The organism is Domibacillus robiginosus, from assembly GCF_000966195.1.
Lineage (GTDB): Bacteria > Bacillota > Bacilli > Bacillales > Domibacillaceae > Domibacillus > Domibacillus robiginosus.
On sequence record NZ_LAHL01000011.1, the window covers coordinates 89469 to 103375 of the forward strand.

General features: G+C 43.0%; 13 protein-coding genes. 12 read left to right on the plus strand and 1 reads right to left on the minus strand.

What is annotated here, in order from left to right:
- The first annotated feature begins 49 nt into the window (after positions 1–49).
- The 5 genes from VP97_RS07560 to pyk all read left to right on the plus strand — a co-directional run bounded on the left by VP97_RS07560 (position 50) and on the right by pyk (position 5282).
- A complete protein-coding gene (locus tag VP97_RS07560; protein ID WP_425388445.1) occupies positions 50–523 on the plus strand; it encodes a FadR/GntR family transcriptional regulator in 474 nt (157 codons plus the stop codon).
- Between the two features lie 12 nt (positions 524–535).
- Positions 536–1411 carry an acetyl-CoA carboxylase, carboxyltransferase subunit beta gene (gene accD, locus VP97_RS07565; protein ID WP_050181134.1) on the plus strand — a complete coding sequence of 292 codons (876 nt, stop codon included), beginning with the start codon at positions 536–538 and terminating at the stop codon, positions 1409–1411.
- The gene (gene accA, locus VP97_RS07570; RefSeq protein WP_050181135.1) at positions 1408–2379 is read left to right on the plus strand and encodes an acetyl-CoA carboxylase carboxyl transferase subunit alpha; all 972 of its coding nucleotides are present in this window, start codon (positions 1408–1410) and stop codon (positions 2377–2379) included. Before accD ends, accA begins: the two co-directional genes overlap by 4 nt.
- Before the next feature lie 156 nt (positions 2380–2535).
- Entirely contained in the window at positions 2536–3495 is a 960-nt protein-coding gene (pfkA, locus tag VP97_RS07575; RefSeq protein ID WP_050181136.1) for a 6-phosphofructokinase, read from the plus strand.
- A gap of 23 nt (positions 3496–3518) precedes the next feature.
- Complete coding sequence (gene pyk / locus VP97_RS07580) at positions 3519–5282, plus strand: pyruvate kinase (protein WP_050181137.1); 1764 nt, start codon at positions 3519–3521, stop codon at positions 5280–5282.
- Here the strand turns inward: pyk and ytvI are convergent.
- The gene (gene ytvI / locus VP97_RS07585; protein ID WP_050181138.1) at positions 5269–6288 is read right to left on the minus strand and encodes a sporulation integral membrane protein YtvI; all 1020 of its coding nucleotides are present in this window, start codon (positions 6286–6288) and stop codon (positions 5269–5271) included. The two genes, pyk and ytvI, sit on opposite strands and share 14 nt — an antisense overlap.
- Positions 6289–6364: 76 nt before the next feature.
- On the opposite strand from ytvI, the gene VP97_RS07590 reads away from it, so the two are divergent.
- The 7 genes from VP97_RS07590 (at position 6365) to pnpS (ending at position 13540) form a co-directional block, all read left to right on the plus strand.
- Positions 6365–6817: a DUF441 domain-containing protein gene (locus VP97_RS07590; protein WP_050181139.1), complete on the plus strand. Its 453-nt coding sequence runs from the start codon at positions 6365–6367 to the stop codon at positions 6815–6817.
- A 66-nt stretch (positions 6818–6883) separates the two neighbouring features.
- Positions 6884–7120 (plus strand): hypothetical protein, encoded by a 237-nt coding sequence (locus tag VP97_RS07595; protein ID WP_050181140.1) that lies wholly within the window; start codon positions 6884–6886, stop codon positions 7118–7120.
- Between the two features lie 294 nt (positions 7121–7414).
- Complete coding sequence (gene citZ / locus VP97_RS07600; RefSeq protein WP_050181141.1) at positions 7415–8533, plus strand: citrate synthase; 1119 nt, start codon at positions 7415–7417, stop codon at positions 8531–8533.
- A gap of 111 nt (positions 8534–8644) precedes the next feature.
- Positions 8645–9913: an NADP-dependent isocitrate dehydrogenase gene (icd, locus tag VP97_RS07605; protein WP_050181142.1), complete on the plus strand. Its 1269-nt coding sequence runs from the start codon at positions 8645–8647 to the stop codon at positions 9911–9913.
- Positions 9914–9990: 77 nt separating this feature from the next.
- Complete coding sequence (gene mdh, locus VP97_RS07610; protein ID WP_050181143.1) at positions 9991–10932, plus strand: malate dehydrogenase; 942 nt, start codon at positions 9991–9993, stop codon at positions 10930–10932.
- A 119-nt stretch (positions 10933–11051) separates the two neighbouring features.
- Positions 11052–11768: a response regulator transcription factor gene (locus tag VP97_RS07615; protein ID WP_050181144.1), complete on the plus strand. Its 717-nt coding sequence runs from the start codon at positions 11052–11054 to the stop codon at positions 11766–11768.
- Positions 11765–13540: a two-component system histidine kinase PnpS gene (gene pnpS / locus VP97_RS07620; RefSeq protein ID WP_050181145.1), complete on the plus strand. Its 1776-nt coding sequence runs from the start codon at positions 11765–11767 to the stop codon at positions 13538–13540. Before VP97_RS07615 ends, pnpS begins: the two co-directional genes overlap by 4 nt.
- The last annotated feature ends 367 nt before the right edge of the window (positions 13541–13907 follow it).

Below are 13907 nucleotides of genomic sequence, written 5' to 3' on the forward strand. Positions count from 1 at the left end.
TGTGCGTCCGCCATCAAAATTTTTGGCTGCCATAGCACAAATTCAGGAAATGATCAAAAGGGACCGCCTTGGGCCCGGAGATAAAATCCCTTCAGAGCGCGAGCTTTCAGACAGGCTTTCCATTGGGCGTTCATCCGTTCGCGAGGCATTGCGGGCATTGGAACTGCTTGGGCTTATTGAAACACGGCGTGGTGAAGGGACTTTTCTGCGTGATTTTAAAGATCACCAGCTTGTTCCGCTCATCGGCACCTTTCTTTTTGATGGCGATCAAACAAAAGAAGATATTCATGATGTAAAAGCGATATTGGAATTGGGCTGTCTGGCTGTCTTGGTCAGAAACGAGACCGCAGATGCAAAAGAGCTGACAAATTCTGTTGGACAATTGATCGAAAAAACCGACAACCGGCTTTTGCAAAGTATATGGATGATCATTTCAAATTACGCAGGAAATGACCCGGACGATGAACGGCTCCAAAAGCTGCTCGCATCGGCCAGGGAAATTCAGTATTCAAAACGCCAGTAAAGGGGTGGGACAATGGCGATTAAAAATATGTTTACCAAACAAAAACCAAAAAAAATAAAATATGCCACAATTCCTTCAGAAGCAGCTAAACAAGATGTTCCAGAAGGCATTATGCAAAAGTGTCCGAAGTGCAAAAAGATTATGTACACGAAGGAATTAGAGAAAAACCTTCATGTTTGTTTTGGCTGCGGATATCATTATCCGATGAAGGCTTTTGAACGAATTAAGAGCCTGCTTGATGAAGGATCTTTCCGCCAGCTCGACGAAGAGCTGTCAACAGCGAATCCGCTTGGGTTCCCGGATTACGAAGAAAAAATCGCTGCTGACCGAAAAAAAACAGGGCTGAACGAAGCGATTGTTACAGGCGTTGGAACCATTGACGGACGTCCGTCTGCTTTTGCATTCATGGACTCTTCTTTCCGCATGGGCAGCATGGGTTCAGTTGTAGGCGAAAAAATTACGCGTGCCGTTGAAGAAGCGATTCGCTTGCAAATTCCTTTTATCATCTTTACCGCTTCCGGTGGCGCCCGAATGCAGGAGGGAGTTTTGTCTCTTATGCAAATGGCTAAAACAGGCGCTGCCTTTAAACGTCTCAGCGATCGTGGCGGATTAATTATTTCTGTAATGACCCATCCAACAACAGGTGGGGTGTCTGCGAGCTTCGCGTCTCTTGGTGATTACAATTTTGCGGAGCCGGGAGCACTGATTGGATTTGCCGGACGGCGGATTATCGAGCAGACCATCCGTGAAAAATTGCCCGAGGACTTTCAAACAGCCGAATTTTTGCTTCAATGTGGACAGCTTGATGCCGTTCTGCATAGAAAAGATATGAAAGAGAAGCTTTCATTTTTACTCGACATTCATCAAACGGGTGGTGTAGAAAAGTGACAGGACTTGAATTTGAAAAGCCGGTCCGTGACCTGCAGGAAAAAATAGCAGAACTTAAACATTTCACGTCTACGTCGGACGTGGACTTATCAGATGAAATTGCAAAACTTGAGCTTCGCTTAAAAAAGCTGGAGGACGATATTTATAACAGCATGACGCCCTGGGATCGTGTTCAAATGGCACGCCATCCAAATCGGCCAACCACGCTTGATTACATTCCCTGTTTGTTTGAAGGTTTTTTTGAGCTTCACGGGGACCGCGCTTACGGCGACGACGCAGCCATTGTAGCAGGCGTAGCAAAATATCATGGACAGCCTGTAACGGTCATTGGCCATCAGCGCGGCCGTGATACAAAAGAAAATATTCAGCGTACATTTGGGATGCCTCACCCGGAAGGCTACCGAAAAGCACTTCGTTTGATGAAGCAGGCGGAGAAGTTTAACCGGCCTATCATTTGTCTAATTGACACAAAAGGGGCGTATCCGGGAAAAGCCGCAGAGGAACGGGGGCAAAGTGAAGCAATTGCCCGTAATATTTTTGAAATGGCCGGTTTAACCGTTCCGATTATTTGTATCGTAATTGGAGAAGGAGGAAGTGGAGGAGCATTAGCACTTGGCGTCGGCGATCGCTTGCTTATGCTTGAGAATTCTACATACTCCGTTATCTCACCTGAAGGCGCAGCTGCTTTATTGTGGAAAGATGCGGGTCTTGCAAAGCGTGCAGCAGAAACAATGAAAATTACAGCACCTGACCTGCGTTCACTCGGCATTGTGGATGAAATTATTCCAGAGGTACGGGGTGGAGCGCATCGTGATGCGAAAAAGCAAGCAGAACTGATTGATCGGGTTTTACATCCAGCTCTTAAAGAATTGCAAGGAATGGGCCATTCGGAGCTGGTTGACCAGCGCTATGAGAAATACAAACGAATTGGCGGCTATGCTGATCAAACAACCGGACTGAATAGTTAATATTCAGGACCGGTTTTTTTCTGCGGCTTGATATTTTTCTTGTGGTAACGTTTACTTATTGAGTAAACATTGTGAACGGCAAAACGTTCTGTTATCTTAAAAGAGGGCAGACATACTAAAAATAAAACTGACAAAATATTTTAGAGGTGACCAGATATGAAACGAATTGGTGTATTAACAAGTGGTGGGGATGCACCTGGAATGAATGCAGCCGTGCGTGCTGTTGTTCGGAAAGCTATTTATCATGATATGGAAGTATTCGGTGTATACCAGGGTTACCATGGTCTAATTAATGGACATATTAAACAATTAGACCGCGGCTCGGTCGGCGATATTATTCATCGTGGCGGTACGATGCTGCGCTCTGCCCGCTGCTTAGAGTTTAAAACACTTGAAGGACAAAAGCAGGGCATTGCACAAATGGAGAAGTTTGGTATTGAAGGCCTAGTTGTAATTGGCGGAGATGGTTCTTACATGGGTGCAAAAGCATTAACAGAGCACGGTTTTCCATGTGTCGGCGTACCTGGAACAATTGACAATGATATTCCGGGCACTGAGTTTACGATTGGCTTTGACACTGCTTTAAATACAGTAATCGACGCCATTGATAAAATTCGTGATACAGCAAGCTCACATGAACGTACATTTATCGTTGAAGTAATGGGCCGCCATGCCGGCGATCTCGCGCTCTGGTCAGGTCTTGCAGGTGGTGCTGAGACCATCTTGATTCCAGAAGCGCCATATGACATGAATAAAATTGCATCCAAGCTAAAACGCAGCCAGGAGCGCGGTAAAAAACACAGTATTATTGTTGTGGCGGAGGGCGTCATGACAGGCAGCAAATTTGGTGCTATTATTGAAGAGTTGACAGGGTTCGACACGCGCGTTTCCGTTTTGGGCCATATGCAGCGCGGAGGCACGCCAAGTGCGGCAGATCGTGTACTTGCAAGTCGTCTTGGTGCGCATGCAGTGGAATTACTTCTAGAAGGAAAAGGTGGTCGTGCTGTCGGGATCGAACAAAACCAAATTGTTGATTACGACATTATTGAGGCTCTCTCGAAACCGCATAAAGTCGATCAGCGTATGTATGAATTATCGCAGGAACTGTCGATTTAATCACAAAAATGGAGGAACTATCAATGCAAAAAACGAAAATCGTCTGTACAATTGGACCAGCAAGCGAAGGCCTTGAGACGCTTCAATCATTAATGAACGCAGGCATGAACGTAGCACGCTTAAACTTTTCTCACGGAAGCCATGAGGAGCACGGAGCGCGCATTCAAAACATTCGCCAGGCAGCAAAAAACACAGGAAAAACTGTTGCGATTTTGCTTGATACAAAAGGTCCTGAAATTCGTACACACAACATGGAAAATGGAGCCATTGAGCTTGAAAGCGGCAAAGACGCAGTGATTTCCATGACAGAAGTACTGGGAACACCTGAAAAGTTTTCGATTACTTATTCGGGCTTAATTGATGATGTGGAGCCAGGTTCAAGTGTTTTGCTTGATGACGGCTTGATTGGTCTTCTGGTTACAGGCGTTGATCGTGAAAAAGGCGAAATCGGCGTTCGTATTTTAAACAGCGGTACATTAAAAAACAAAAAGGGTGTCAATGTACCAGGTGTTTCTGTTAAATTGCCAGGTATTACTGAAAAAGATGCGGACGATATTCGTTTTGGAATCGAGCAGGGTATCGACTTTATCGCTGCTTCTTTTGTACGCCGCACATCTGACGTGCTAGATATTCGCGAATTACTGGAAAAACACAATGCAACTCACATTCAAATCATCCCGAAAATTGAAAACCAAGAAGGCGTTGATAACATTGATGACATTCTTGAAGTATCAGACGGGCTAATGGTTGCACGTGGTGATCTTGGTGTGGAAATTCCAGCTGAAGAAGTGCCGATCGTTCAAAAGAAGCTGATTAAAAAGTGTAATTTGCTTGGTAAACCAGTTATTACGGCTACACAAATGCTTGATTCTATGCAGCGGAATCCGCGTCCAACACGTGCGGAAGCAAGTGACGTAGCGAATGCGATTTTCGATGGAACTGATGCGATTATGCTTTCAGGTGAAACAGCAGCAGGTTCATATCCGCTTGAAGCAGTAAAAACGATGCATAACATCGCAGTCCGTGCAGAAGCAGAGCTGCAAATGAGAGATATTCCGCCTCGCCGCCGCAATAATACAGGTCGTATGACTATGACAGATGCTATTGGCCAGTCTGTCGCAAAAACAGCAGAAGCACTGGAAGTAAAAGCGATTATCGCGCCAACGTCAAGCGGACATACTGCGCGGATGATTTCGCGTTATCGTTCTAAAGCATCTATCTATGCCGTAACAGACAGTGAACGCGTAATGAGAAGCTTGTCACTTGTCTGGGGCGTATTCCCAGTAATGGGCCTTAGTGTGTCTTCAACAGATGATATGCTGGATAATGCGATTGTTCGCTGCCTCGATGAAGGTCTGATCAGCCACGGTGAGCTTGTTGTCATTACAGCTGGCGTTCCAGTAGGTGAATCTGGAACAACTAATCTAATGAAAATCCATGTTGTAGGTGACATTCTTGTGAAAGCACAGGGTATCGGCCGTCATTCAGCATATGGAAGAGTTGTTACAGCTAAAACAGCTTCTGAAGCCCTTGAAAAAGTAAAGCCGGGCGATATTCTCGTCACATACGGAACAGATCGTGAAATGATGCCGGCGATTGAAAAATGCAGCGCCATCGTCACGGAAGAAGGCGGATTAACAAGCCATGCAGCGGTTGTTGGTATTAACCTTGGTATTCCGGTCATCGTAGACGTAGAAGGCGCACTAGCAACACTTTCAGATGGCCAGGAAATTACAGTAGATGCGGCACGCGGCATTATCTACAATGGCCACGCTAACGTTTTGTAAAAAGCAAACCGGCCTGGTGAACAGACAAACAAAGCAGCAAAAACAGAGGTCCTATAAGCAGTCCGAAAACCCCGAATAAATGGTAGCCGGCAAACGCTGTAAACAAAACAGCGAGGGGATGAAGGCCGGCTGAATCGGAAACAAGTTTTGGTTCAAGCAGCTGGCGCATCACCACAAGAAGCATGTACAAAACAGCGGCAAAAATGGCTGCATGCGTCTGGCCAGTAAGGACACAGAAAAAAATCCAGGGCAGAAATAAAAGGCTGGAGCCGATAATCGGAACGAATTCAAGAACAGCTGTTAAAAAAGCAAGCTCTAATACATGAGGGGTATCTAGTAGAAAAAAGCCTATGCATGCTGTACCAAACGTCACAGCAAATAGCTTTAACTGGGCGTATCCGTAAGCATAAAAAGAAAATGTAAAGGTATTGGCAGCAGCAGCAGCTTTGAAACGAATTGATTCAGGTAAGTAAGAAAGAAACAAAGATCCGTCTTTTGCAATGAAAAAAGCAGCCAGCAGGGCAATCAGCAACTGAGCAGCTGTCCCGGGAATAGAGAGAAAGTAAAAAGTGCCTGTTAAAAGCCATTTTCCAGCGGATTCTTCAATTGTGTGAGCAGCGGATGTTTCAATTGCATGTAAAGACTGCAGCAAAAGATCAAGCTGTTCTTTTGTAAGAAAGTCCATTATATTTTGAAGGTGCTGTTCCAAATGTGTAACGGCGATTGGAATATAATGAGGAATCACAAAGTGAAGATGCGAGATGGTGCGGGCACCGATCCAGGTAAACAGTAAGAAACAAGCTGACAGGAATAAAAAAACCCAGACGATCGACACACATACAGCTATAGTCCGGGAGGCATTTGTTTTTCTTTGAACAAAGTGGGCTGGTTTATGTAAAACAGCGGCGAAAAATGCCCCGGCTAAGAAAGGTTTGAAAATCGGCAGCAGCCAGTACACAAGCAGAAGAGCTGCGCTGGCAAAAAGATATTGAACAATAATCCGCATGGTACATGCCCCCATTTCTATACTACTCGTATGAGAAAAGGGGCACGTCCATGCGTCTTTTTTTAGGAGTGAAAGTATGCAGGCGTTTTTATTTTTACTTTTGCTGACGGTCATCAGCATCATAGCGAAAAATCAATCACTGCTCATTGCTTCCGTTTTCCTGTTGGTATTAAAAGCAGCAGGTCTTGATATAAAATGGTTTGATATGATGCAGAAAAACGGAATAAACTGGGGAGTGACGGTTATCACGATAGCCGTTCTGGTACCTATTGCAACAGGTGCCATTGGCTTTAGGGAGCTTGGTGCGGCCTTAAAATCGCCCTATGCATGGATTGCACTGGCGGCCGGCATCTTAGTAGCGCTCATTGCCAAAAATGGGGTGGTGCTTTTAGCAGAAGATCCGCATATTACAACGGCGCTTGTGCTCGGAACCGTACTCGCGGTAGCTCTTTTCAACGGAGTTCCGGTTGGTCCATTAATTGGTGCGGGAATTGCGTATTATGCCATGAAACTGTTTTCTGTGCTTTAGCAAAAAAGTGAAACTTTTTGATGATTCTATCCGTAAGCATAACCAACAAAATAAAAGGAGCTGGGAATGTTGTTAACTAAAAATCCGGGTATTGCGGCTGTCTTAAGCGTATTCTGGACGGGCGTGGGACAAATTTATAATGGGCAGATTATGAAAGGCTTAATTTTAATTGTTGTACAGATGATTAATGCGGCTTTGATGTTTGTCTTGATTGGTTTTATTACGTATCCGCTCGTATGGATCTGGGGCATTTATGATGCCTATAAAACAGCAGAAAGAATGAACCGGCGATCTGATTTTTAAACCAAAACATATTATAATACCATAAATTCCGGTTATTTCATGGCCGGAATTTTGTGGTTTTTTAAAAAAGTTCGAACAATTTGCTACGTTTTGATTCACAAACTTGCTTATATTGTTTATAATAAGCAATGTAAGCGCACAACTTTTTGAACATTTAAGTAATTTTGTTTCAAAAGGGCACGTCATTTACATATGCTTTTTTATTTTAAAAATGGTACTGAGCAGTTGCTCAGAATACATAAACAAATAAAAAAGCGGGTAACGGGGAAATAAACAAGCGAAGGAGAGATAATTATGACTACTGCACGCGGACTCGAAGGAGTAGTGGCTACAACGTCATCTGTCAGCTCAATCATCGATGATACACTTACATACGCAGGTTATGACATTGACGATCTGACTGAAAATGCGAGTTTTGAAGAAGTAATTTATTTGCTTTGGCACCGCAGCCTTCCAACACAGGCACAGCTAGATGAACTAAGATCACAGCTTTCAGAAAGCTATGAAATTCCTCAAGAAATTATCGATCATTTTAAGATGTATCCAATTGAAAAAGTTCATCCAATGGCTGCGCTTCGCTCTTCTGTTTCGCTGCTTGGCCTTTACGATGAAGAAGCAGATGTCATGACAGACGAAGCAAATTATCGTAAAGCAGTTCGTATTCAAGCGAAAATTCCGGCTCTTGTTACAGCTTTTGCCCGTATTCGTAGAGGAGAGGAACCTATTTCGCCTAAAAAAGAATACGGAATTGCAGCAAACTTCTTGTATATGCTTTCTGGTAATGAGCCAACAGAAGTGGAAATTGAAGCTTTTGATAAAGCGCTCGTTCTTCATGCTGACCACGAGTTAAATGCCTCAACATTTACGGCGCGCGTTTGTGTGGCTACGTTATCTGATATATATTCAGGTGTAACAGCTGCATTGGGCGCATTGAAAGGACCACTTCACGGTGGTGCAAACGAGCAAGTTATGAAAATGCTTACAGAGATTGGCTCTGCTGACAATGTTGAGCCTTATATTCTTGAAAAATTAAACAACAAAGAAAAAATCATGGGCTTTGGCCACCGCGTTTACCGTCAAGGCGACCCGCGAGCGAAGCACCTTCGTGAAATGTCAAAACGCCTGACTGAGCAAAACGGTCAGCCTGAGCTGTATAATATGTCGGTTGAAATTGAAGCGCTTGTGACAGGAAGCAAAAACCTTCCGCCAAACGTTGATTTCTATTCGGCTTCTGTTTACCACAGCCTCGGTATTGAGCATGACTTATTCACACCGATTTTTGCAGTAAGCCGTGCATCAGGCTGGATTGCACATATTCTGGAACAGTATGCCAACAACAGACTGATCCGTCCGAGAGCTGAATATACAGGCCCGGATATGCAAAAATATGTACCTATCAGTGAACGCGTATAATTAAGAAAGCATTTGCAAAAAAATAAAGAGTTAGTGTAATATGAAAGATGGTAAAACGGGTTAGAGAAAACTTCTCTAACCTTTGAACATGGAATTGGAGGGAAAGGCAAGATGACTCAAGGCGAAAAAATTTCAATGCAAAATGGCGTACTAAACGTACCAAATAATCCAATCGTTCCTTTTATTGAAGGCGATGGAATCGGTCCAGATATTTGGGCAGCTGCTTCACGTGTTTTAGATGCAGCAGTTGAAAAAGCATACAATGGCGAAAAGAAAATCGTCTGGAAAGAAGTTCTTGCGGGTGAAAAAGCTTTTAACCAAACTGGCGAATGGCTTCCAAAAGAAACGCTTGAGCAAATTGACGAGTATTTGATCGCAATTAAAGGTCCACTTACAACGCCAGTCGGCGGTGGAATCCGTTCACTGAACGTAGCACTTCGCCAGGAATTGGATCTTTTCACATGCCTTCGTCCTGTTCGTTATTTCGATGGCGTACCTTCACCAGTAAAACGTCCTGAGGATACTGATATGGTTATCTTCCGTGAAAACACAGAAGATATTTATGCAGGTATCGAGTATGCTGAAGGCTCAGATGAAGTGCAAAAAGTGATCGAGTTCTTGAAAAATGAAATGGGTGTTAATAAAATCCGTTTCCCTGAAACATCTGGTATTGGTATTAAGCCTGTATCAAAAGAAGGAACAGAGCGTCTAGTACGTGCAGCGATCAACTATGCAATTAAAGAAGGCCGCAAGTCACTAACGCTTGTTCATAAAGGCAACATCATGAAATTCACAGAAGGTGCATTTAAAAACTGGGGCTATGAGCTGGCTGAAAAAGAATTTGGCGATAAAGTGTTCACTTGGGCACAATACGACAAAATCAAAGAAGCTGAAGGCACAGAAGCAGCAAACAAAGCACAATCTGAAGCGGAAGCTGCAGGCAAAATTATCGTAAAAGATTCCATTGCCGATATCTTCTTACAACAAATTTTAACTCGTCCAAAAGAGTTTGATGTCGTAGCGACAATGAACTTGAACGGAGACTATATTTCTGATGCGCTTGCAGCTCAAGTAGGCGGAATTGGAATTGCACCAGGCGCCAATATCAACTATGAAACTGGCCATGCGATTTTCGAAGCAACACATGGTACTGCGCCGAAATATGCAGGTCTTGATAAAGTAAATCCATCATCTGTTTTGTTGTCAGGCGTTTTGCTTCTTGAGCACCTTGGCTGGAATGAAGCAGCAAATGCGATTACAAAATCAGTTGAAAAAACAATTTCTTCGAAGGTTGTTACATATGACTTTGCTCGTCTGATGGACGGAGCAACAGAAGTTAAATGTTCCGAGTTCGCTGACGAATTGATTAAAAACTTGTAATATTACTTGATGCTCTCCCCAAAAGGAGAGCATCTTACATAATATCTGGTTCCACCATATAAAGGAGGAGTTTTATTATGACAGCATACAATCGTAAAAAGGTTTCTGTAATCGGCGGAGGCTTTACGGGTGCCACAACTGCATTCCTGCTTGCACAAAAAGAGTTGGCCGATGTCGTTCTTGTTGATATCCCGCAAGCCGACGGCCCAACGAAAGGAAAAGCATTGGATATGCTTGAAGCAAGCCCAATTCAAGGGTTTGATGCAAATATTACCGGCACGTCTGATTATGCAGAAACAGCAGAATCAGATATCGTCATTATCACAGCTGGTATTGCGCGTAAGCCCGGCATGAGCCGCGATGATCTTGTGCAAACAAATCAAAAAGTTATGAAATCTGTTACCGCTGAAATTGTAAAATATTCTCCAAATTGTACAATTATTGTGTTGACAAATCCTGTTGATGCGATGACATACACAGTCCTAAAAGAATCAGGATTCCCGAAAAGCCGTGTTATTGGTCAGTCAGGTGTACTTGATACAGCTCGTTTCCGTACATTTGTAGCGCAAGAACTTAAAATTTCTGTGAAGGATGTAACAGGATTCGTTCTTGGCGGACATGGAGACGACATGGTGCCGCTTGTGCGCTATTCGTATGCAGGTGGCATTCCGCTAGAAACGCTTATTCCAAAAGATCGTTTAGAAGCCATCGTTGAACGCACACGCAAAGGCGGCGGTGAAATTGTTCAGCTTTTAGGCAACGGTTCAGCCTACTATGCACCAGCTGCATCACTTGTTGAAATGACTGAAGCTATTTTAAAAGACCAGCGCCGCATTTTGCCGGCTATTGCGTATCTTGAAGGTGAGTATGGCTACAACGATTTATATTTAGGTGTTCCTACTATTTTGGGCGGCAATGGTATTGAAAAAATCATTGAGCTTGAATTGACAGCGGACGAAAAAACAGGCCTTGATAAATCTGCTGAAGCTGTGCGCAATGTTATGTCTGTTCTTTCTTAATAAGTGACTAAAAGAACCTGCCACATAAAGGCAGGTTCTTTTTTTATGTAGAACGGTACTTTATTGGGTTCCATTTCTTCGTTATAATGAAAGATAGACATTTGAATCAGGAGGGACATATGAAGAAAATTTTGGTTGTAGATGATGAACCATCTATTGTCACACTAATTAAATATAATCTTGAGCAGGCAGGTTTCGAAGTAGAAACAGCTTGTGATGGAGAAGAAGCTCTTCAAAAAGCAGAGTCTGTGGCTGCAGATTTAATTATTTTAGATTGGATGCTGCCAAAGTACGATGGAATGGAAGTTTGCAAAGATTTGCGGCAAAGACGGGTTACTACGCCCATTTTAATGCTGACAGCAAAGGACGAAGAATTTGATAAAGTGCTTGGCCTAGAACTGGGTGCGGATGATTATATGACAAAACCATTCAGTCCAAGGGAACTAATTGCACGCGTAAAAGCTATTTTGCGGCGTGTACAGCTGCCGCCAGTGGAAGTTGTCCCTGTTGAGGAAGAAGACAGCGCACTGATTAAGGTGGCCGATTTAAAACTTTATCCTGAAAAATATGAAGCCTATTATAAAGAAAATTTGCTTGATTTAACGCCAAAGGAATTTGAACTGCTGTTGTTTTTAGCCGAAAACAAAACGAGAGTCTTGACGCGTGACCAGCTGCTTGCCGCGGTTTGGAAATATGACTTTGTGGGTGACACGAGAATTGTTGATGTACATATTAGCCATTTAAGAGACAAAATGGAAGAAAACACAAAGAAACCACAATATATCAAAACAATCCGGGGCCTCGGCTATAAATTGGAAGAGCCAAAAGAAGCGTGATCAATTTTCGTGCAAAACTGATTTTGTCGCTTTTTATTTTGATTGCTGCCGTATTAGCTGCTTTAGGCATTTGGCTCGGTCAAATGTTTAAATCATATTATTTGGCGACGATCAATGACCGCCTGGAACGAGAAACTTCTATGCTCGCTGGTACAATAGAAGACTGGGGAGGCGTGGAATCGTATAATTCTGACATGCTCGAAAAATGGAGCGGACAAATGGATACGCGTCTGAGTATCGCAGATAACAATGGGAACCTTCTTTATGATAGCGGTGGAGAAGATGAGCGAGAAACAAATATCCATCGCGATATTGTTTACCGTATTTCGAATACACTAAATGAAGAAAATTATAGAGATTCACTGCTTCGAAAAATGGATGTTCAATATCACTGGGAGCCTATCGTAAATGCGAGGGAAGAAAGGGAAGGTTATATCGTTGTCAGCATGCGGGTAGATGCGCTTGACGAAATTTATGGACAAATTTGGGCTATTTTGCTTGCATCGCTTGGGTTTTCGCTCGTTTTAATTGTGTTGATAGGTACAAAAATCACAACCCGTTATGTTAAGCCAATTGAATCTGCTGCTGCGGTTGCGATTGAACTGGCAAAAGGTAATTACCGGGCCAGAACGTATGAAACACCGCCAGACGAAATGGGGATGCTCAGTACATCGATTAATATCCTGGCGCGGAACCTTCAGGAAATGATGCAGGCGCAGGAAGTCCACCAAAATCGTCTTACCACATTGATTGAAAACATTGAAAGCGGCCTCCTGCTAATTGATGACCGTGGATATGTTGTGATGGCCAATCGATCTTTTAAAAAGATGTATAGTACGGGTCGTATTATTAAAAAACGATATTATGAAGTGATCACGCAGGAAGACGTGATCAAAATTGTCGAGGACGTCTTTATGACAGAAAAAAATGTCCGCCGCCAAATTAAAATAACATTTGATCTTGAAGAAAAGGATGTTGAAGTATCGGGTGCTCCAATTATCGGCACGAATGATGAATGGAAAGGTATCCTTGTCGTATTCCATGACATTACCGAAATCAAGCATCTTGAACAAATGCGGAAAGATTTTGTGGCTAACGTTTCTCACGAATTAAAAACACCTATTACCTCTATTAAAGGATTTTCTGAAACTTTATTGGATGGGGCTTTAAGTGATCCAGATGCTGCCAAGATGTTTCTGGATATTATTTGGAAAGAAAGTGGCCGGATGGAGCGGCTTGTTGCTGATTTATTAGACCTTTCAAAAATTGAGCAAAAAGGTCTTGCACTGAATGTAACGACTGTATCCCTGGCGAAACTTTTAGAAGAAGTGATCGTTACGCTTGAAAGCCGGATGGAGGCAAAGCAGATAGATCTTCAAGTCAATATACCGGATGGGCTGGTTATTGAAGGAGATGAGTACCGGCTAAAGCAGGTATTTGTCAATCTTATTACAAACGCCATTTTATATACACCAAAAGATGGCCAGATTTTTATTCAAGCAAATGAGTCAGATCAAATGGTAAATGTAAAAGTTTCCGACACCGGAATTGGGATTGAAAAAGCGGAGCTGCCGCGTATCTTTGAGCGTTTTTATCGTGTAGACAAAGCGCGAAGCCGTGATTCGGGTGGCACGGGACTGGGCCTGGCTATCGTTAAACATATTATGGAAGCCCATCATGGAAAAATCAATGTAGAAAGCAAGCTGAATGAAGGGACGACGTTTACTGTTTCATTTATCAAGGAATTAAGGCATGACTTTACAAAAGATTAATGAACCGTTTACATTCATTTTATATTGAGCTGGTATAGTATGAGTATCAACCCCTTTATCCAGCTTTTGTTTGGCGAAGGTACTTAGTTGATGGTCCTTCGCCGCTTTTTTTCCAGAGCGATCCAAGCCGTTGTTTTCTTTTTTTCTGCCGTGCATGGTAGAATAAAAAAGAAAAACAACGGCTTTTTTATTGAATAATGTCGAGCTCCAGTCGCTGTCGTGTCGGTTTGAAAGCTTACGGGAGGTCATTTATAAAGACGCTTAAGCAGGACGCTGCGTTATCAGCTTTTGTTTTATTCTGATGCTTACTACCGATAAACAGGCGCTTACGTTCTTTTAAATGTATTTACTATAGGTGTCAAGGAGG